The following is a 20,316-nucleotide window of genomic DNA, read 5'->3' as shown; positions in this document are numbered from 1 at the left end:
CGGGGCCCTCCTGACGGAACCTCTACGCGAACCCGGCGCCCCACTACGCGATCTTGACGCGGCCGTCGCCGGGTCGATCACGCCCACGTTCAGGCGTCACGATCCGGGTCGGCCCGGGGCCAGGGGTCGAACCGGGGAACGGCCGGGTCCATGGACTCCTTCATGCCTGGAGGAAGGCCGGTCTTGTGCCGCCGGAATACGTCGAAACGCGTACACGGCCGGGCTTTCAGACGGACGACGGGTGGTGGATCGGACTCGTAGCGTGACCGAGTCCGAGTTCCGATCGCCCGAAAGCAGGCCCGATGCGACAGCGACTTTCTCTGCCCGTCCTCTCCGTGTACGTCTGGATCGCCATGGTGGCGTTCGGCGGCATCGCGGTGGAGACGATCGTGATCTATCCGAACGTGTTCCACGACGTGCCCGCCTCGCTGGCCGAGACGGTGGAGTTCTTCGCGGTGACCGGCCCCGCGGACTTCTTCCCGCCGATGGGCGCGGTGACGGTGGTCGCCGCCGTGGCGTCCCTGGTGCTGGTCTGGCCGGTGCGGGACATGCGGCTGTGGGCCGGCGGCAGCCTGCTGTCGCTGCTGCTGGGCGAGTTCCTGTTCTCGGTGCTCTACTTCTGGCCGCGCAACGACATCATGTTCGAGGACGGCGCCGCCGTTCATTCGGTGGAGGTGCTGCGGCAGACCGCGTGGGAGTTCGAGGCGGGCCACTGGGGGCGGCTGGCGATGAGCGCGGTGACCGCGACGCTGGCCTTCACCGGCCTGTGGCGCCTGCATCGCGAGCGCGCCCGGGCCGCCGCCCTCGCGGGGGTCGCGTCGTGAAGGCCCGGCTCGGCCTGCCCGCCTCGGCCGTGTGGGGGCTGGCGCTGCTCGGCCTCCCGCGGGTGATCGCGCATGACCTGCGGCTCGTCGGGCCGGTGGTCAACGCGTTGCTGGTGTTCGTCCCGATCGCCGTCTGGGCGGCCGTGGTGCTGTGGAAGCGGGTGCCGAACGCGTTCGTGACGCTGCTCGCCGTGGGGGCCGCCTACGGCGTGCTGCTCGGCGTGACGCATCAGGTACTTTGGGAAAGTTCGTTCGACGGCCGGCCGACTCTGGGCGGCAACTTCGCCGGCGCCTTCTCACCCGCGGTGGAGGACCTGGTGCTGCGGAGCTTCGCCCTGGGCAGCAGCCTGATGACCGGGATGGTGGTCGGCGCGGCCGTCGGCGCGGTGGCCTGGGTGGTCACCAGGATCGTGCCGGGTTTCCGGCCGCACCCACGAGACTGACGGGGGAGGCGTGCGGGGCGAACCTCCTGCCGGCCGTGAGCTGGCGGTCGACACCGGCCTGGCCATGCTGGTCCTGGTCGTGGTCGGCACCGCCATCACGGCCGACGTCGGCCACGCGTCGGCCGGGCCTGGCATGGCCGCGTACGCGTTCGGCGCGCTGCTCGCCGTTCTGATGTTCGCCCGGCGGCGCTGGCCGGTGGCGACGCTGCTGCTCACGGCCCTGACCCTGATCGTCTACTACGGGCTGTCCTACCCGCCGATCGGGCTGGCCGCGCCGGCGGCCGCGGCCCTGTACTCGGCTGCCGAGCAGGGCGAGCTGCGCTGGTCCGTCGCTACGGCCGGCGCCCTGTTCGGCATCTCGACCACCCATCGGATCCTGGAGGGCGACGACCTGGCCTATCTGCTCGGGTTCGAGACCGGGACCACCTTGGGCCTCATGGCCGCCGCGATCGCGCTGGGCGACGGCGTACGGGCCCGGCGCGGCTGGCGGGCCGAGCTGGCCAGGCAGAGCCACGCCGCCCGGCTGGAACGCGAGCGGGAGTCGGCGCGGCGGGTGGAGCAGGAGCGCCTGCGGATCGCCAGGGACCTGCACGACCTGATGGCGCACACGGTGTCGGTGATCTCGCTGCACACGGACGTGGCCAGGGAGTCGCTGCGCGATGCCCCCGAGGTGGCCGAGCGTTCGCTGGCCGCGGCCCGGTCGGCATGCAGCGACGTCAGCCGTGAGCTGCGGCTGACCCTGGGCGCGCTGCGCGCGGGCGATCCCGACGACGGCCCGGCGCTGGGGCTGGACCGGCTGGACGGGCTCGTGGCGACGGCCGCCGCCGCAGGGCTCGACATCGACGTGCGCACCTCGGGCCGGCCGGTGCGGCTGTCGGCGATCTCGGACGCGACGGCGTACCGGGTGGTGCAGGAGTCCTTGAGCAACGTGCTGCGGCACGCCGACGCCCGGAGGGTGCGCGTCGACCTGGACTACGGCGCGGGCGAGCTGCTGCTCCGCGTCAGCGACGACGGCCGCGGCGCCGGCACCGAGACCGGCACCGACACGGGCGCGGGCACGGGCACGGGCACGGGCGGCGGCGAGTCGCGGGGGTGGGGTCTGACCGGGATGCGTGAGCGGCTGGCGCTGCTCGGCGGCGGCCTGCGCACCTCGTCGCCGGCGCAGGGCGGATTCGTGGTGGAGGCGAGCGTCCCGCTGGAGGAGCACTCATGATCAAGGTCGTGATCGTCGACGACCAGCACCTGGTCAGGGAAGGGCTGCGGTTGCTGCTCGAACGCGCCGAGGACATCACCGTGACCGGCGACGAGAGCGGCGCCGACAAGGGCGTCGAGCTGGTCGCCCGCCTCCGTCCCGACGTGGTCCTCATGGACATCCGCATGCCAGGCGGCGACGGGTTGGCCGCCACCCGGCGGATCACGGCCGATCCGGCGCTGCGCCACGTACAGGTCATCGTGCTCACGACCTTCGACACCGACGAGAACATCCAGGAAGCGATCCGGGCCGGAGCCGCGGGATTCCTGCTCAAGGACACCAGTCCCGAGCGGATGCGCGAGGCGGTGCGGATCGTGGCCGGCGGCGACGCGCTGCTGTCACCCGCCGTCACCCGGCGCGTCATGCGGGCCGCCGCCACCGGCCCGAGCCCCGCGACGGCCGCGCGGCTCGACCGCCTGACCGAACGCGAACGCGAGGTGCTGGCCGAGGTCGGCGCGGGCCGTACCAACGCCGAGATCGGCGAGCGGCTGTTCATCAGCCCGGCGACCGCCCGCACGCACGTGGGCCGCCTGCTGACCAAGCTCGGCGCCCGTGACCGCTCCCACCTCGTCGTCCTGGCCTACGAGACGGGTCTGATCACACCCGGCGCCGAGGAGCGGTATCGGGACCCGTAGGACCGGGTGGCGGCAGGACTCCACAAGATGGACTCGGAGCCATGAACCACCGCAGTTGCGATCATTCACCAGCAAGCGCGTCAGACGGCAGGGAACAGGCCCGGATGGCCGCGTGATCAGGCCGTGATCGGCCGCGGCGGAGGCCGGGTCACGTTCCGGCCGGGATCCGGGCGTCGACCTCGATCTCGACCTTCATCCGGGGGTCGGCCAGCCCCGCCTCCCACATGGTGGCGGCCGGCTTGGCCTTGTCGAAACGGCGGCGGAGGCTGGGCCAGCACAACTCGAAGTCGTTCTTGTCGGGCAGGAGATAGCGGACCCTGACGACGTCGGAGAACGTGCAACCCGCCTCGGTGAGCGCGGCCTCGATGTTGTCGAGGCACTGCTCGGTCTGCTCGACCACGTCCTCGGAGATCGACATGGTGGAGTAGTCGAAGCCTCCGGTGCCCGAAACATGCACCCAGCCGTCCAGCACCACCGCACGGGCGTACCCGACCTGCTCCTCGTAATAGGAGCCGCTTGCGATTTCAATTCGATTCGCCATGGCCGCACCATAACACCGCGGCCAGAGGAATTCCCAACTCCGCGTCACCGGAGAAGCCGGTATCGCGCCCCGCATTGTTTTCCTGGATCGTGATACGCGCGTGATATGGCCGCGTTATGGACTGGCCTGATCCTGACCTAGGTGCTCGACGAGGAGGTGGTGGGAGAAATGCCGATGGGATCGGCATCGGGCCGCATCCTCTCTGGCCACTTCCTGGTCGCAGGCCGCAAGAGCCCGACTGGTGCTGTCTCGGAGAGTGCTCAGCTCCACCAGAACATGATTCTTCACATCCTTCGTGCCTTAATGTTAGGAGCCGACGGACATGCCGAAAAGAATCGATCCCGTCCTTGACTGCCCGCTCGATGAGGTTCCGGATGCCGAGGCTCTGATCCAGGCCGCCATGCGATGGCATTTCAGTGCGGAGACGGGGACTCCGTATTGGCTTGAGCGGGCCAAGTCCTTGGATTTCGACCCGATAGGCGACGTGCGCACCTTCGCCGATCTGGCGCTTTTCCCTAACATTGTCAACGAATTGCGTACCGTACCTGCCGAAGAGCTCATCCCCAACGGGCTCCCGGAGCGTTCGGAGCTGTTCGGCGTCTTCGAGAGCGGCGGCACCACCGGCGCGCCCAAGCGTGTGGTCTGCATGGTCGACTGGATGAGGCGCTGGCTGGCCTTCGACAACCGGAACATGGACGCGTGGGGTCTTCCTCGCGGGCTCAACTGGATGACCATGGTGCCGAGCGGCCCGCACATGGCCTCGGCGAGACCGCGCGAACAGGTGCGCAGCCGTGGGGGGATCCTGTTCACCATCGACATGGATCCGCGCTGGGTCAAGAAGTGCATCGTCGAAGGGCGGCCGGAGGACGCCGAGCGTTACCTTGACCACCTCCTCAAGCAGGCGGAGTTCCTGCTGAAGACGCAGAACATCGGGATCCTGACGATTTCGCCGCCGTTGCTGGAAAGGCTTGCGCGAAGCGACCTGCTGGTCGATCTGGTCAACGAGAAGGTGCGGATGATCGTCTGGCAGGGGGCGCACATGGGCGCCGACACCCGGCACATCCTGCGGACCGAGGTTTTTCCTGAGGTCAAGTTGCGGGGCTTCTACGGCAGCACGATGGTTCTGGGCGGCGCGTTCGAGCGCATGGACCTGACCGATGACGACCGGTGTGTGTTCGACCCGTTCTCTCCGTACATCTCCTACTCCGTCATCGATCCGGAGACCGGCGCGGCGGTCGAGTACGGTGAACGCGGCCAAGTCGTGATGCACCACGTCAGCAAGGGTCAGCTGCTGCCCAACAACCTCGAACGCGATACGGCCATCCGCGTGAAGCCGCTGCCCGGGCAGCTCGGCGACTCGGTGGCCGATGTCCAGCCGGTCGCCAGTTTCCATGGCAAACCGGTCATCGAAGGGGTCTACTGATGACCGGACCGATCCAGCTCGACGCGCTGGGACACAACGGTGCCTACCGGTCCCGCGATCGGCTGACCGTGTCCGACGTGACGGGGACACCCGTCGCGGAGCTCAGCCTGGTGCCGCGGTTGTTCGTGGACCGCGCCATGGCGGCCTTGCGCCGGGCGGATGGCGTCCCGGCCGATCGGCGAGTCGCCGCGGTGACCCAGGCGGGCCGCACGTTCGCCGACGCGATGATCGACGGGTTGTCGGTGTCGGACTACCAGTACGCGGTCAGCCGCGTCTGCGGCCTCCCGATCTCGGTGGTACGAGGCACCACGGAGGCGATCAGGGACGCCGCCGCGCACGCATACGGCAACGCTCGATCTGCCCGCCCTGTGGGCGCGGTCGACCACTGGGCGGATCCTTCGACCCGTACGGGCACCGCGCTCTGGACCCGGCGCGGAGATGTGTTCGCCGTGCACGCCTCGGGCAATCACCCCGGCGTGCACGCGTTGTGGCTGGAGGCTCTGGCGCTCGGCTATCGGGTGGCCGTACGTCCTTCCAGGCGCGATCCCTTCACGCCGCACCGGTTGATCACCGCGTTGCGCGCAGCCGGCTTCGGTGACGACCAGGTGGTGCTCCTGCCCACTGCGCACAGTGTGGCCGGCGACATCATCGGCGGGGCCGATCTCGCGATCGTCTACGGCGATGACGCCGTGGTGAACAAGTACGCCGGAAACAGCACTGTGCGGGCGCAGGGCCCCGGCCGGTCGAAGATCCTGCTCACCGGCCAGACCTGGCGATCCCACCTGGACACCGTCATCTCCTCGATCGCCAGCCGGGCCGGGACGGCCTGCGTCAACACCACGGCGGTGTTCGTCGAGGGTGACCCGACGCCGGTGGCCCAGGCCATCGCCGAAGAGCTGAGCGCCATCCCGAGCCTGCGGCCTGAGGACGACGAAGCGATGTTGCCGGTCAAGCCGCTGGCCACCGCGAGGGCCATGGAGGAGTTCCTGCTCGGCCGTGCCGAGGGCACCAAGGCCTGGCTCGGTGGTGACGGTGTGGTCGACGATCTCGGCGACGGCAGCGCGGTGATACGTCCTGCGGTGTTCCAGGTGGACGACGCGGCCGCGCCGCAGGTCGGCGTGGAAATGGGTTTCCCGTGTGTCTGGGTGGCGCCATGGTCGAGAGCCGAGGGAATTCGACCGCTGCGGAACACACTGGTGCTCACCGCGATGACCGATGACGAGCGGCTCATCGACGAGCTGGTCAACGAGCCCACCATCGGCAACGTCTACGTCGGTGACCATCCCACCTGGTGGTTCCGGCCAGGCGTGCCGCATGACGGCTATCTCGGGGAGTTCCTCATGCGCACCAAGGCGATCATCCGAGACTGAACCCGCGGGCACCCTCCGTCCCCTTGCTCGATGTCCCGAGCATGGCGCGGCCCCTCGTAGGGGCGTTCGTCGGATCCGCTGATCCGGATGCGGCGGCCCGGCCCTGCCATGCGCACCAAGATCTACTTCCAGGACGTTGAACAGCTATGATCGATTCTTCATCCGTCCCGTCATGCGTGATGGTTGGTCCCAGACGGGATTGGTCCGCCCCTTTCGGCCTGCCTGGTCTCGTGCGAGCCAGTTCGGAACGGACTCCGGACGCCGTCGCACTCATCGACGATGCCGGGACCCTCACCTATGCCCAGCTGGAGGCGGAGTCCGACGCGCTGGCCGCACGGCTTCGCGCCGCGGACGGCCGGCCCGGTGACGTGGTCGCCGTTTGCGTGCCCCGCGGGCGGAACATGGTGGTCGCCCTGCTCGCGGCGCTCAAGGCTCACATGCCCTACCTTCCGCTGTCGGTGAACGATCCACAGCGGCGCCGTGACCTGCTGCTCGATCTGTCCGGGGCGCGCCATGTGCTCGTCGATGCCGAAGCGGAGCCGTTGGTGGGGCGACGCGACGACCTGGACGTGATCCGCGTCGAGCTCGGAGCGGCGGGTGACAGCTGGTCCGAACTCGTTCCCTGTGACGGGGACCAGCCGGCCTATGTGTTGTTCACCTCGGGAACCACCGGGACCCCCAAGGGAGTCGTCGTTCCGTCAGACGCGCTGATCAACCGGTTGTACTGGGCGCATGAGACCTTCGGGATACGGTCGGATGATCGGATCCTGCAGAAGACCCCGTACACCTTCGACGTCAGCGGCTGGGAGCTGTGGAATCCGCTGATGGCCGGCGCGACGATGGTGTTGCTGTCGCCTGGCGCGCACCTGGATCCCGGCCAGGTCGCCCAGTGCATCGTTGACCGGTCCGTGACTCTCTGCCACTTCGTTCCCTCGATGCTCGCGGAGTTCCTCCGATGGCCCACCGCGGGACAGTGCGAGTCGCTGCGCGCGGTGTTCTGCAGCGGCGAGGAGCTGACTCCCGGCCACGTGCGCCAGTTCCGGCGGGTGCTGGACGCGGAACTGCACAACCTCTACGGGCCGACCGAGGCCGCGATCGACGTCACACACTGGGCCGTCCCGGACATGGCTGACGTTCCGCGTACACTCATCGGGGGGCCGATCAGCAACTGCACGCTGGTCGTGCTCAACGAGGACCGTTCGCCGACGCCCCCCGGTGCGGTCGGCGAGCTGGCGATCGGCGGAACACCGCTGGCCACCGGCTATCTGAACGAGCCGGACCTGACCCGCGAGTCCTTCATCGACGCGCCGTCCTGGGCTCCCGTGTCACGGCTCTACCTGACCGGCGACCTGGTCCGCCGGCATCCCGAGGGACTGGAGTACCTGGGCCGAAAGGACTCCCAGGTGAAGATTCGCGGGCAGCGGGTGGAGCTGACAGCCGTGGAGGACGCCCTCCGGGAGTCGGAGGGCGTCAGGGACGCCGCGGCCACGACGGTGGAGCGCGGCAGCGGGCAGGACCTGTGCGCGCTGGTGGTCCTTGCGCCGGGAGCGGACGACCTCGGCCTCATCCGGTCCGGGCTGCGCCAGGTGCTGCCCGACAGCCACGTGCCGACACTGCTTTTCCCGGTCGCGGACATCCCGCTGAGCTCGAGCGGCAAGCAGGATCGCCGGCAGGTGCGCGAACGGGCGGCCGCCCTGGCCGGCTCCCTCGGCCGTGCTGCGGCGCCTGCCGGAGACGACCTGCCGGCCCGGCTCTGGTATGAAGCGACCGGGTCGTACCCGGCCAGTGCCGACACCGGTTTTCTGGACGCCGGCGGTCACAGCCTCGGGGCGGTCCGGCTCGTGGGGCTGGTGCTGGCGCGCTACGGCGTGCGCCTGCCGCTGCGGGAGCTGTTGCGTACCAACATGTCGCTCGCCGAGTTGCGCGTCCGGCTCGACGCCACCGCACCGGAACCGGCGGCCGCTCCGCCGACGACTCCGGCTCCGGCCGGAACCGAGCTCTCTCCGCAGCAGCATGGGCTGTGGGTGTGGTCACGGCTGTTCCCGAAGTGTCCGGCGTACAACGTCACGGTGGTGCTCGACCTTGACCAGCAGGTCGATACGACACGTCTTGAACGCGCGGTGAACGACCTGGTGCGGCGCCATCCCGCGCTGCGCACGACCTTCCGCGACACCGGCCAGGACGTGCGGCGCCAGGTGCACCCGGCAGACGAGGCCGGTGTGCGGCTGCACGTCGGACAGAGCGAAAGCCTCCTCACAGACGTGCTCGACCACCTGTTCATCCCGCATCTGCTGCCACGACTCTCCGTCGGTGTGCGGCAGCGCGTGGACGGGCAGGGCGACACCCTGCTGCTGGCCATCGATCACCTGGTCGCCGACCAGCACAGCCTCGATCTGCTGCTTGCCGAACTCGCCGAGATCTACGCGGGACGTCCCGGTGCGGCCAGCGAGACGGCCAGCGAGACGGCCAGCGAGACGGCCAGCGAGACGGACCGCGCGGCGGGCGACGTGACGGTGACGCCGCCACCCGGCCCCGAGCAGCGGGAGCGAGACCTGGCGTTCTGGCGGGACCGTCTGCGGGACGCGCCGAGATCGCTGGACCTGCCGTGGCGGCTGCGGCGACCCGTGGTGCCGAGTTTCCGCGGCGCGTCCCTGGACGTGGAACTCGGGACGGACGGGAGCAGCCTCGTCGAGCGGTTCTGCGCCAGGGCACGGGTCACCCCGTTCGTCTTCGTGCTGACGGTCTTCGCGCGGCGGCTCGCCCTGTGGGCCGGCGTCGACGATCTCGTGGTGGGAGTGCCCATGACGGGCCGTGAGTCGCCGTGCGAGCAGGACGCGGTCGGCTTCTTCGTGCGAACACTGCCGGTCCGGCTGCGGGTCACCGCGAAGCAGCCGATCCAGGACGCCGTCGAGGCGAGCGCCGAGGCGCTGTTCGAGGCGGCCGAGCACGCGGCGGTGTCGTTCGAGGAGATCGTCGAGCACCTGGGCGGCTCACGGGACCTGGCCCGCAACCCGATGTTCCAGGTGTGGTGCAACGATGTCAGCCACGAGCAGGTGCCCACCGCTTTCGGCGAGGCCGCGGTGACACCGGTGCGCCCGCCCGCCAGGTGGTCTCTGTTCGATCTCGGCCTGTACCTCTGCCGGGGCGAAGCGGGAACCCTGCGGCTACGGCTGACGTACGGCACGGATCTGTGGAGCGAGGACACGGCGGCGGCGTTCCTGCGGCAGTGCCACGACGACCTGCTGCTCGCGGCTGACCCGGACCGCGCTGAGTTGGCCGTCGCCACGGGACAGGTGGCTCCCACCGACACCAGGCGGACGTGCGGTGACCTGGTCGACGCCGTGCTGGCCCACGCGGAGGCGGCACCGGACCGTGTCGCGACCACGGGTGCCGGACACGACGTCACCTTCGGCGAGCTACGGCGGCGCATTCTTCAGGTCAGTGCGGCCGTTCGCGCCCGGACCGGTGGACGGGCCGCGGTCGTCGGCGTGCTGGCCCGGCGGCACGCCGATCTGGCGCCGGCGATCTTCGGTTGCTGGCATGCCGGTGTGGCGCCCTTGCTACTCGGCGCCGACGCGCCGAAACGGTGGCAGGCCGACGCCATCCGCGCGGCGGACTCCACAGTCGTGCTGGACGTGGGCGCGCTGGGCACGGAGGGCGACGCTCTCCGGCTGACCGACGAGTTCTGGGCCACGGCGGTGGTGGACGCTTCGGTGAGCCGAGCGGAACCCGGCCGGATCGGGCATGTCCTGCTCACCTCCGGCACGACCGGCGGGCCCGGCGTGGTGGCACTGCCCTCCGAGGCGTTGCCCGCCGTTCTCGACGGCTACCGTGACGCACTGAGCCTGACGGCGAACGACGTCTTCGCCTTCACCGTGCCGCCTGACCACGATCCGGTGTTCCGCGACCTGGTGCTGCCGCTGGTGGTCGGGGCGACGGTACACGTCGCCGCGCCGACGGAACATCACCAGCGCGGACTGGCGGCCTGGCTCGACGAGATCGGCGCGACGGTCCTGCACATCACGCCCTCGCAGGCGATGCTGCTGACCGCCGCGCGCTCGGGCCGGGTTCTGCGGTCACTACGCCGGGTGGTGGTTCACGGTGACACCCTGCGCTACGACACGGTCGCCGCGCTCCGCGAGCTCGCCCCCGGAGCGGAGATCTACAACCTCTACGGCACGACGGAGACGCCACAGGCGAGCGGGCTGCGCCGGATCGAGCCCGCGGAGAAGGGCAGCGCAGGCGACGCCGTGCCGATCGCCGCGTCGGCGCCGCACCGAAAACTGCTGGTGCTCGGCCCGCATGCCGACGACGAGATCGGCGTCCTCGGGGAGATCGGGGTGACCGGGGCCGGCCTCACCCTGGGATATCTGGGAGGGACCGGCGCTACCGACGGGCACGACTGCTACCGCACGGGAGATCTCGGGCGGTTGCGCGTGGACGGCCTGATCGATCTGGTCGGTCGCGCCGACCGTCAAGTGTCCGTGCGAGGACACCGGGTCCAACTGGACAGCGTCGAGGCGGCCATGCGTGAGATCCACGGAGTCGAGGACTGTCACGTCGCCATGGAGACCGGTACATCACGGTTGGTGGCATGGTGGAGCGGTTCCGGCGAGCCGGATGCCACGGAGATCGTCTGGGCGTTGCGCGCCCGACTCCCCGCCGCCGCGGTACCCGCACAGATCCGCGAGGTCCGGGCCATCCCGTTGACCGCCAGGGGAAAGGTGGACACGGAGGCGCTCCTGCGGGACTCCGCCGAGCAGGAGAGGCCGGCGCCCCTCACTGGCGTCGAGCCGGTGATGGACCTCGTGCTCCGGAGTGTGCGCGAACAGCAGCCGGGTCTGACCATCGGCCCGGACGACGACTTCTTCGCCGCGGGCCTCACCTCGCTCAACCTGTTGCGTCTGCATGAGGCGTTGAGCGACAGGCTCGGGGAGCACGTCACGATCGCCGATTTCTTCCGGCTGCCGACCGCCCGCCAGCTGTCCGACCACGCGGCCGGCGCTGCGACGGCCGCCCATCGCACACCCTCACGCCGGCGTGAGAGAAGTGATCTCGCCGCTGAGCTGAAGCTGCGTCGCGGGATGCGACAGAACATGGCCAACAGGCCGGAGAAGGGGCGCTGACCATGGGAATCGAACCGATCGCAGTCATCGGTCTGGCCGCGCGGGTCCCTGACGCGAGGTCCGCCGACGAGTTCTGGGCCAACCTTCTCGCCGGGCGCGACAGCATTCACCGACTGACCGAGCAACACCTCCTGGACGCCGGCGAGGATCCCACCTTGATCGCGGCTCCCCACTACGTCAGGGCCCGGCCGCTGCTGGACGACGTTTGGGGATTCGACAACGCGTACTTCGGGATGTCGCGCCGCGAAAGTGAGCTGCGAAACCCCCAACACCGCCTGTTCCTGGAACTGTGCGACACCGCTCTGCAGAGCGCGACGACGGTGCCCGAGCGGTTCGAAGGCACGATCGGGGTGTACGGCGGCTGCGCCACGGACCGCTTCTTCGAGGACCACGTCAGGGCTGATCCGACGCTCATGGAGCAGGTCGGCGAGACGGCCGCGGCCATTTCGAACAACGTCGACTTCATGGCCGCCCACGTGTCCTACAGACTCGGGCTGCGCGGGCCGAGCCTCGCCGTGCGCACCGCGTGCTCCACCTCGCTGGTGGCCATCCACCTCGCATGCCAGGCGCTGCGGGCCGGGGACTGTGACATCGCGCTGAGTGGCGGAGTTGAGATCGAGACGCCGTACGGGCGCGGCTACCTGCATGTGGAGGGCGGTATCGACTCGCAGGACGGAGTCTGCCGCCCGCTCGACTCCGCTGCGAGCGGCACCGTGTTCGGCAACGGCGGCGGTGTGGTCGCGCTCAAGCGGCTGTCGGACGCGCAGGCGGATGAGGACCGGATATTGGCGGTCATCCTCGGATCGGCGGTGAACAACGACGGTGCGCAGAAGGCCGGGTTCACCGCCCCGAGCAGCACCGGCCAGAGCGAGGTCATCGCCGAGGCGATCGCGGTGTCCGATGTGGACTCGGCGAGCATCTCGTACGTCGAATTGCACGGCACGGGAACGAAGGTCGGCGACCCGATCGAGATCCGGGGCCTGCACGAGGGCATGGCGAGAACGGCACGGAGCGAGCTCGCGCCGGAAAGCTGCGTGGTCGGGTCGGTGAAGTCGAACATCGGCCACCTCGGTCCAGGCAGCGGTGTGGTCAGCCTGATCAAGACGGTGCTGGCGCTGCACCACGAGTTGATCCCTCCCACGATCAACGTGCGCGAGGTCAACCCGAGGTTGGAGCTCCATCGCACCCCCTTCGCCGTCGCCGAGGGGGTGCGGCCATGGCCGCGAGTGGTGGGGGCGCCGCGCCGGGCCGGGGTGAGCAACTTCGGGTTCGGCGGCACCAACGCGCACGTCGTTCTCGAGGAGGCGCCCGAGCCCGCACCGGAGGCCACGGGCACCGGCGGCGCGCAACTGCTCGTATGGTCGGGCGTGGACCACCAGGCACGTGAGGAGGTCGGGAACGCGCTGCTGCGCACCGCCGCGGAGGCGGCGGAGGCCGACCTGCCCGCCATCGCCTACACGAGCCAGACCGGCCGCCGTACACTCCGGTCGCGAGCAGCGCTGCGGATCGACGGTCCGGGGGCCGCCCGCGCGGCGCTGACGGATCCCCGCGCGATCCTGACCGGGGACGGGCATTCCCGTAAGCCGGTGCTTCTCTTCCCCGGGCAGGGATCCCAGTTCCCCGCGATGGGCCTGGACATGGGCCGATGGTTGCCCGGCCACACCGCGTCGGTCCGGCGACACCTGGCCGGCTTCAGCAGCCTGCTCGGCACCGACCTGGTCGGACTCTGGGAGAACGAGCGCGACCCGGCCGTGCTCTCGGCCACCGTCCACGCGCAACCGCTGCTTTTCTCGATCGGGCTGGCGTGCGCCCAGTCCTTGGACGAGCTGGGTGTACGGCCCGCGGCGGTGCTCGGACACAGTGTCGGCGAACTGGTGGCCGCCACGGTGGCCGGCGTGTTCAAAGTGGAGGAGGCGATCCAGGTCGTCGCCGAGCGGGCCCGGCTCATGCGGATGATGCCCCCGGGTGTCATGCTCGCGGTCTCCGCGCCTGTGGCCGAGGTGCGGCAGGCCCTGCTCGACGTGCCCGGCGGGGTGTGGGTGTCGGCCGTCAACGGCCCGAGTCAGACCGTGGTCGGCGGCGCCGCGGAGTCGATCACCGCGTTCCAGCCGGTGCTCGACAGCCGGGGGATCGACTACCGGAGGCTGTCGACCTCGCATGCCTTCCACACCCCCATGATGGGCGACGCGGCAGCGGAGTTCCTGTCGATCCTCGGCAAGATGGCGTTGGCCGAGCCTGTGCTGCCGCTGGTGTCCGCGGCGTCCGGCCGCCTGCTCGAAGCCGGGGACGCGGTGCGGCCGGAGTTCTGGGCGAACCAGCTCGTCGAGCCGGTTCTGTTCGCCGACGCGCTGGCGAACCTGCCGATGACGGACCCGGTGCTCGTCGAGTCCGGGCCCGGTTCGGCACTCAGCGGTTTGGCCCGCCGTCATCCGGCGGTGGGCGGCGCCGCGCGGTCGGTCGTGGAGTTGCTGCCCGACCGCGCCGGGCACCACGTTCTCGACGCGCTCGGCGCGCTGTGGGTCAACGGCGTCGACGTCGACTTCGGGAAGATGCCCCGGGAGAGCCGGCGCACGTATCCGCTCCCCGTCTATCCCTACCGGCGCACCGCATTCCTGCTACCCGACCGCAGCGGTACCGTCCGAGGCTCCAAGGCGGCGATCGGAGCGCCGGAGACGACGCGAGCGAGCGAGCCGGTCAGCGGACCCGGGCACGACGGGCGACCGGTCGTCGGCCTCCCGGTATGGCGGTCCGCGGGCGTGCTGACGCCGTCGCGGCCCTCCCCGCTCGGCGTGCTCGGCAACGCCGTCGTCCTGCTGCCCGAGGACGACGTGTCGGCAGCCGCCGTCCGGAGGGTCGTGCAACGGGCCGGATACCGCGTGCTGCCGATCACCTACGGCGAAGACCTCGACACCCAGGACTACGGCTGTGTGGTCCGGACCGATCATCCCGAGGATTTCGACGCGGCGATGGCAGTGCTGACCGGCAGCGACCGGATCGATCTGATCGTTCACGCGGGCGGCTGCGGGCCGGTGGACACAGGGACCGACCCCGGCGCGCCGCACCTGCTCGAACGCTCTGTGCTGTCGGCGCTGCGGATACATCGGCAGGCGAACCGGCTGAGGAGACAGTCGGGGCGCGCGGTGCCGATGCTCGTGCTGACCAGGGGCGCCGTACCGGTGACGGCCGCCGAGCCGCTGGAGCCCGCGCGGGCGGCCATCGCGGCGATCGTGCGTTCGGCCGTCCTGGAGTCCGGCCAGGGCGCCGCACGCATGCTCGACATAGCGGGCGTGAGTGATGACGTGCTCGCCGCCGAAGTCGGCACGCCCACGTTCCCTGACCCGGTCCTGGCGGTGCGCGGCAAGCAGGTATGGCGGCCCGGCCGGGTCCGGTGCCCGCTGCCCGAATGGTCCTCCTCGCTACTCGAACCGGAGGGCCGATACGTGATCACGGACGGTCTCGGCGCCACCGGACTGGCCCTGGCACGGGGACTCGCCGACACCGGACTCCAGCCGAAAATCGTCCTGCTGGTGAAGGACGCCGATCCGGCTCGCCACGATCCGCTGACGCGGCGGCGACTCGCCGCGCTCGAAACCGCAGGGGCCGAGGTCGACGTCGTGACGGGCGACGTCTCCGACAGTGGGGCGATGACCGAGGTGTTCGAGCGCATAGCGGCCGGACACGGGCCGGTGACCGGAATCGTGCACATCGTGGCCGATGCCGTGCAACGCGATGTCAACGGTGCGGTCGTGCTGCGCGATCTGGCCCTGGCCGTTCCGTCGGTCCGATTTCTGGCCCTGTTCTCCGGCTGGTCCGCCCGTCCGGCCGGCCGCCCGGACGAGGCGGCGGCCGGAGCGTTCATGGACGCGTTGGCCGCGACGGCACCTCGCGACCGCAGGACCACGATCGTGAGTGTCGACTGGCAGGACCGGCACGACGGATCCGCCGTGCCGGGAGCCGTTGAGGAGCTGACCGAAGAGCAGAAAGTGGCCACGGCCCTGCGCTTGTTGTGCGACCAGGTGGAGCCGCACGTGGTCGTGGTGCCCGCCGAGGAGTGGACGGATGAGCCCGTGCCGGCGACCGTGACACGACCCGCGCCGACCGCCGGGGCGGGTTCTGATCCGCTGCCGGCCGCCGGGCGGTCCGGTGGGCTCGTCGACGAGGTCAAGAGCATGTGGGCCGAAACCCTGGGCCTGCCGGACCTCACTCCGGACGCCGACTTCTTCGCCATCGGAGGCGACTCGCTCGTGGCAAGCCAGCTTGTGTCCCGCATGAGGGAGCGGTTCGGCGTCGGGCTCACCGTGCTGGAGCTCTACGACGCGCCCACGCCGACCGGCTTGGCGGGCCTGATCGAAGCGAAGACAGGATGACCGCACCGGCCAGACCGATGTCGAGAAGAGCCACCACCCGGTGGCGGAACACTCCCCGCTGCTCCCAGAAAGATCCTCATCCATGTCTCGACCTGCCCAGCTGAGCCCTATCCGACGCATCCTGACCGGGGTGGACGCCGGTGGCCTGTCCCGCATCGTTCAGGACGGGACCGTCTCGGCGATCTCGGAGGTGACCGAACGGCCCGGTTACGTCAATGCCAACCTCTACCGCACCCTCGGCCCGCAGGCCGCGGTCGACGGCCCGGACACCGCGGCCGAGCACCAGGGTCTCCTCCCGCCGGCCGGCGGCACCGTCATCCGCGCGATCGACTTCCCGCCGGAGTCCGCCGATGCGGAGGAGCGGCGCCGCCAGGCCGCCGGGACGTTCGCGGCGATCTTCGCCGACGTCGAGTACCAGCCCAGCAGCGATCGTCATCCGTCCATGCACACCACCGACACGGTCGACTACGCGATCGTCCTGGAAGGCGAGATCCACGCGGTCCTGGACAAGGACGAGACCCTGATGCGGGCCGGTGACGTCCTCATCCAGCGTGGCACCAGGCATGCCTGGTCCAATCGCTCGGATCGGATGGCCCGCGTCGTCTTCGTCCTCATCGACGGCCGGCGCGGCACGGCATGATCGCCCAGGATTCGTGGACCGTCTCCTCCGTCCCCTCCATCCACAAGGTCGATCCTGCCGAATGGGACCGTGTCGCAGGCGGGCGCGGCCTCTACGTCAGTCATCCGTGGCTCACGGCCACGGAGGAGGCCGCGGAGAACCGCGGGGCCACCGAATATCTGCTGGTCCACCAGGGACCGGAGCTCCGCGCGGCGATGGCCCTCTACCCGAGGACCCGTCCTCCTGAGGACCGCTTCTACGACGTCATCTCACAGTTCGCCGAGCCCAGCGGGTGCGAAGACCGGGAGGGCTGGTACCCGTCCGTACTCGGTGGGACCATCGCGGCCTACTGGAACGACCTCCTCGTCGACCGGACCGCTCCTCCTCAGGCCCGTGACACCGCCATGAAGCTGCTGCTGGAGGCGTTCGACCGGGCGCGGGCCGGGCGGGCGGCCGCGCTGCGGTATCTGACCGCCGAGGCGGCCGAGGCGGCCGGAGCGCATTTCGGAGAGCGGGCGCAGGTGTTCTTCAGCGGCGGCGCGCAGACCACCATCGACGTGCAGTGGTCGTCGTTCGAGGACTATCTGAGCTGGCTCCCTGGACGCCGCCGCATCGAGGCGGGCAGGGAGATCCGGAAGTTCCACGCGTGGGAGGCGGACCTGACCTCCCCCGGCTTCGGGGACCGCATCGGCGAACTGGCTCCGTTGGTGGCTCAGCTGAAGAGCAACTACGGTCATGCCGCCGACGAGTCCACGATCAGTGACCAACTGCACGCCCAGGAGAAGTATCTGGGCGATCGGGCGAAGGTGTTCGCCTCCGAGCTGTCCGGAAGGGTGGTGGCCTTCTCCCTGTCCTTCGTGTGGGAGAACGAGCTCTACGTCCGGTCGGTCGGGTTCGACTACGCCCGAACCGAACGCACCTTCGCCTACTTCAACCTCACCTATTACGAGCCGATCAGGTTCGCCATCGAGAACGGCCTGCGACGGGTCCACCTCGGTCTGGGCACGTACGAGGCCAAGCAGGCGCGAGGCGCGCGCCTCGAACCGTCCTGGTGCGTGGTCTTCCCGCCTGCGGGGACCGGTGTCCGGGCCCGCGACGCGCTGGAACGACAGGCGGCCACCGGCTTGCGTCGGTGGGAAGAGCGGTACGGGCCGATCCCGGCGGTGATCCGATGAAGGCCACGGGACTTCGGGGCCCCGCCATGTTCTCCGGTCTGCCGGGCGGGTTCTGGCTGCTGTGGACAGGAACCCTGGTGAACCGGCTGGGCACGATGGTCCTGCCCTTCATGACGCTCTACCTGCAGACCGTGCGCGGGCTGCCGCTGACGACCGTCGGGGTGCTCATGGCGCTCTTCGGCGGCGGACAGGTGCTGTCCCAGCTGATCGGGGGAGCATTGACCGACCGGGGCGGCCGGCTGCCTACCCTCACCGGCAGCCTGCTCGCCAGCGCCACCGTCATGGTCCTCCTCGGACAGGCTGAGAGCCTGCTCGCCCTCGCAACGGGAATCTTCCTGCTGGGCCTCGTCGTGGACGCCTACCGCCCGGCCGCCACCAGCCTGATCGCCGACCTCGTGCCGCAGCGCGACCGGGCACGGGCCTACGGGCTGATGTTCTGGGCGGTGGGACTCGGCTTCTCCGTCGCGACACTGCTCGGCGGCACGATCTACGAGCTCGGCCCGCGCTGGCTGTTCTGGGTCAACGCGCTCGCCACGGTGGCGTTCGCGCTGCTGATCATCGGCTGGTGGCGACGCGGCACCGTGCCGCGGGAGCGGCCCACCGGCAAGCGCGAGGACGGCGGCACGTTCGGCGCGGTCCTGAAGGACCGGCCCATGGTCGTCTACTGCCTGGTCACCCTGGTGTACGGGATCGTCCATTTCCAATCGATCACCACCCTGCCGCTGGTGATGCACGCGGACGGCCTGGACGCCCGGGCGTACGGGACCCTCATGGCGCTGAACTGCCTGATCATCGTGGTGGCCCAACCCGTCGTCAGCGCGCGTGCCGGCAACTGGGACCTCACGACCGTGTTCGGCGCGGGGGTGCTGCTGCTCGGTCTCGGGTTCGGAATCGGCGGCCTGGCCTCGTCCTTGGCCGGGTACGCCTGTTCGGTCCTGGTGTGGACCGCGGGTGAGATCGCCATGGTCAGTGTGGGCCAGACGATCGTGATCGGTCTCGCGCCCGAGCATTCGCGCGGCCGCTACAGCGGACTGTGGGGCACCTCGTGGGGAGGCGCCGCCGCGATGCTGGGTCCTCTGATCGGCACCTCGCTGCTGGCCGGAGGCGCCGGCCTGTTGTGGAGCACGTGCCTGGCCTCGTGCGCACTGGGGGCCCTCGTCATGTGGACACTCCGCGGCGAGATCCGCCGCAGATGCGCCGTGACGGAAGAAGAACACGCTCATGACCGTTGACGTCCGGCTCTAGGAGGCTCTGTGGACACCAACGCACCGGGACTGCTGCTCGTCGGCAGCGGAGCCCAGCAGTACCGTGAGTACATCTTGGCGGCCGTGTCGCGCCACTTCAGGGTGTGGCTGCTCGACTCTGACGCGCCCACCTGGCAGCTCGCCCACCTCGAAGGAGCCACCCGCCTGGACGTCCGGGACCCCCAGGCGTTGCAGCGCGCCGCCCGAGAGGTGATGGACCGACTCCCGGTCGCGGGAGTCCTCACCTACGACGAGTGGCTGGTGCTTCCCGTGGCGCGGCTCGCACGGGAGCTGGGACTGCCGGGGAGCTCTCCCGAAGCGATCCTCGCCTGCCGCGACAAGGCACGCACGCGGAGTGTGCTCACCGCCGCGGGAGTGCCGCAGCCCGCCTACGCCGTGGTCTCCACCGTGGAGGAGGCCATCGAATCCGCGACCGCGATCGGTTATCCCGTCGTGGTCAAGGCACGCGATCTCGCCGGCAGTCTCGGGGTGGTCCGTGCCGACGATCCCACCGCCGTCATCGCCGCCGTCAGCGCGGCGGTGACGGCCCGCTATCCGGGAGTGCCCCGGGAGGGAACCGACCTGCTCGTTGAGGAATACCTCACCGGTCCGGAGATCAGTGTGGACACCGTCGTCGCGGCGGGCGTCTGCACACCGCTGGTCGTCGCGCGCAAACAGGTCGGTTTCGCTCCGTACTTCGAGGAGATCGGTCACACGGTGGACGGCGCGGACCCCCTTCTTCATGACCCGGAACTGCTGGAGCAGCTGAGCGGGATCCACCGGGCGCTCGGCTTCGACTACGGGTTCACGCACGCGGAGTTCAAGATGACGCCTGGCGGGCCGCGCCTGGTCGAGGTCAACGCCAGGCTCGGGGGGGACCTCATTCCCTATCTCGGGATGCTCGCGACCGGAGTCGATCCGGCCGTCGCGGCAGCGCGGGCAGCTGTCGGCCTCCCTCCCGACACCACCCCTCGGCACCGCAGATTCGCGGCGGTGCGTTTCCTCTATCCGGAAGCCGACTGCGAGGTGCTCGACCTCACCGTGCACGAGGACCGTCAGGGCCCCACCGTGCACCGGAGCTCGGCCACGGTGGGGCCGGGGACCCGGCTGGAGCTCCCGCCCCGCGGCTATCTCTCGCGCTACGGGAACGTGATCGCCGTGGGAGACGACAGAGCCCAGGTCACCGCCGATCTCAGCGAGGCCGAGTCGATCGTGGAACTGCACGCCAAACCTCTCGACTGAGTTTCGAGAAAGCCCATGAAGCCGCGATCCGTGCTGAAGATCGCCTTGGTTGCCA

At 70.1% G+C, this 20,316-nt stretch carries 13 protein-coding genes; 12 read left to right on the top strand and 1 reads right to left on the bottom strand.

Going from position 1 to position 20,316, the window contains the following annotated elements; all coding sequences use genetic code 11:
* Positions 1-302 precede the first annotated feature (302 nt).
* From IEY82_RS00775 to IEY82_RS00760, 4 genes are read left to right on the top strand one after another with little or no spacing between them, the layout of a single operon-like run.
* On the top strand, positions 303-824 hold the full coding sequence (locus IEY82_RS00775; RefSeq protein ID WP_189121975.1) for a DUF1772 domain-containing protein: 522 nt from the start codon (positions 303-305) through the stop codon (positions 822-824).
* Positions 821-1,267: a hypothetical protein gene (locus tag IEY82_RS00770; RefSeq protein ID WP_189121974.1), complete on the top strand. Its 447-nt coding sequence runs from the start codon at positions 821-823 to the stop codon at positions 1,265-1,267. Before IEY82_RS00775 ends, IEY82_RS00770 begins: the two co-directional genes overlap by 4 nt.
* Positions 1,268-1,277: 10 nt before the next feature.
* The gene (locus IEY82_RS00765) at positions 1,278-2,480 is read left to right on the top strand and encodes a sensor histidine kinase (RefSeq protein ID WP_225261919.1); all 1,203 of its coding nucleotides are present in this window, start codon (positions 1,278-1,280) and stop codon (positions 2,478-2,480) included.
* Positions 2,477-3,154 (top strand): response regulator, encoded by a 678-nt coding sequence (locus IEY82_RS00760; protein ID WP_189121973.1) that lies wholly within the window; start codon positions 2,477-2,479, stop codon positions 3,152-3,154. Before IEY82_RS00765 ends, IEY82_RS00760 begins: the two co-directional genes overlap by 4 nt.
* Positions 3,155-3,302: 148 nt before the next feature.
* On the opposite strand, the gene IEY82_RS00755 is transcribed toward IEY82_RS00760, so the two are convergent.
* Positions 3,303-3,695 carry a RidA family protein gene (locus IEY82_RS00755; RefSeq protein WP_189121972.1) on the bottom strand — a complete coding sequence of 131 codons (393 nt, stop codon included), beginning with the start codon at positions 3,693-3,695 and terminating at the stop codon, positions 3,303-3,305.
* Between the two features lie 322 nt (positions 3,696-4,017).
* Here IEY82_RS00755 and IEY82_RS00750 point away from each other — a divergent pair, with 322 nt between their 5' ends.
* The 8 genes from IEY82_RS00750 to IEY82_RS00715 all read left to right on the top strand — a co-directional run bounded on the left by IEY82_RS00750 (position 4,018) and on the right by IEY82_RS00715 (position 20,261).
* Entirely contained in the window at positions 4,018-5,118 is a 1,101-nt protein-coding gene (locus IEY82_RS00750) for an acyl-CoA synthetase family protein (RefSeq protein WP_189121971.1), read from the top strand.
* A complete protein-coding gene (locus IEY82_RS00745) occupies positions 5,118-6,488 on the top strand; it encodes an aldehyde dehydrogenase family protein (RefSeq protein ID WP_189121970.1) in 1,371 nt (456 codons plus the stop codon). The genes IEY82_RS00750 and IEY82_RS00745 overlap by 1 nt, the downstream gene beginning before the upstream one ends.
* 230 nt (positions 6,489-6,718) lie before the next feature.
* A complete protein-coding gene (locus IEY82_RS00740; RefSeq protein WP_189121969.1) occupies positions 6,719-11,614 on the top strand; it encodes a non-ribosomal peptide synthetase in 4,896 nt (1,631 codons plus the stop codon).
* 2 nt (positions 11,615-11,616) lie between these two features.
* On the top strand, positions 11,617-15,981 hold the full coding sequence (locus IEY82_RS00735; protein ID WP_189121968.1) for a type I polyketide synthase: 4,365 nt from the start codon (positions 11,617-11,619) through the stop codon (positions 15,979-15,981).
* Positions 15,982-16,111: 130 nt separating this feature from the next.
* The gene (locus tag IEY82_RS00730; RefSeq protein WP_225261916.1) at positions 16,112-16,621 is read left to right on the top strand and encodes a cupin domain-containing protein; all 510 of its coding nucleotides are present in this window, start codon (positions 16,112-16,114) and stop codon (positions 16,619-16,621) included.
* Positions 16,618-17,775 carry a GNAT family N-acetyltransferase gene (locus IEY82_RS00725; RefSeq protein ID WP_189121966.1) on the top strand — a complete coding sequence of 386 codons (1,158 nt, stop codon included), beginning with the start codon at positions 16,618-16,620 and terminating at the stop codon, positions 17,773-17,775. The genes IEY82_RS00730 and IEY82_RS00725 overlap by 4 nt, the downstream gene beginning before the upstream one ends.
* On the top strand, positions 17,772-19,007 hold the full coding sequence (locus IEY82_RS00720) for an MDR family MFS transporter (RefSeq protein ID WP_189121965.1): 1,236 nt from the start codon (positions 17,772-17,774) through the stop codon (positions 19,005-19,007). The genes IEY82_RS00725 and IEY82_RS00720 overlap by 4 nt, the downstream gene beginning before the upstream one ends.
* 21 nt (positions 19,008-19,028) lie before the next feature.
* On the top strand, positions 19,029-20,261 hold the full coding sequence (locus tag IEY82_RS00715) for an ATP-grasp domain-containing protein (protein ID WP_189121964.1): 1,233 nt from the start codon (positions 19,029-19,031) through the stop codon (positions 20,259-20,261).
* Positions 20,262-20,316: the final 55 nt, after the last annotated feature.

The organism is Nonomuraea cavernae, assembly GCF_014646355.1.
In the GTDB taxonomy this organism is placed as follows: Bacteria; Actinomycetota; Actinomycetes; order Streptosporangiales; family Streptosporangiaceae; genus Nonomuraea; species Nonomuraea cavernae.
The sequence above is the reverse complement of the archived record's forward strand: the minus strand, read 5'-3'. Positions and strand labels throughout refer to the sequence as shown.